We start from the raw sequence: 806 nt of genomic DNA on the forward strand, positions 1-806 counted from the left end.
GGTGGTCAGTCTCGTATGCCTTTGGTTCAGAAGAAGGTTGAAGAGTTCTTCGGCAGAGAGCCACGTAAAGACGTTAACCCAGACGAAGCGGTAGCAATGGGTGCAGCGATCCAGGCTGCGGTATTGGCTGGTGACGTAACAGACGTACTGCTACTAGACGTTACGCCATTAACTTTGGGTATCGAAACAATGGGTGGCGTAGCCACAGCATTGATCGAGAAGAACACGACTATCCCAAGTAAGAAGTCCCAGATCTTCTCAACGGCTGAAGATAACCAGTCTGCTGTAACGATTCACGTTGTACAGGGTGAGCGTAAGCAAGCGGCTCAGAACAAATCTTTGGGACGTTTCGACTTGTCAGATATTCCTGCGGGCCCTCGTGGTATGCCTCAGATCGAAGTGACTTTTGACATCGATGCAAACGGTATCTTGAACGTATCGGCGAAAGACAAGGCGACAGGTAAAGAGCAGTCTATCGTGATTAAAGCTTCTTCTGGTCTATCTGATGATGAAGTCGAGCAAATGGTAAATGATGCAGAAGCAAATGCTGATGCCGATCGCCAGTTCGAAGAGCTAGTGACTGCGCGTAACCAAGGTGATGCGATTGTTCATGCGACTAAGAAGACTCTAGAAGAAGCTGGTGATAAGGCGACTGAAGAAGAGAAAACTGCGATTGAAGCTGCGATTACTGACCTTGAAGAAGCGCTTAAGGGTGATGATAAGGCAGATATCGAAGCGAAGACTCAGGCATTGACTGAAGCTTCATCAGGTTTGGCTCAAAAGATGTATGCTGAGCAAGCAGCAGC

Annotated in this window: 1 protein-coding gene; it reads left to right on the top strand. The window is 48.1% G+C overall.

Annotated features, from left to right (window positions below):
- Positions 1-806 (top strand): Hsp70 family protein (locus A3729_RS19080; RefSeq protein ID WP_156498028.1); only part of this gene is annotated, 806 nt, incomplete at both ends.

It is taken from the genome of Oleiphilus sp. HI0043, from assembly GCF_001634935.1.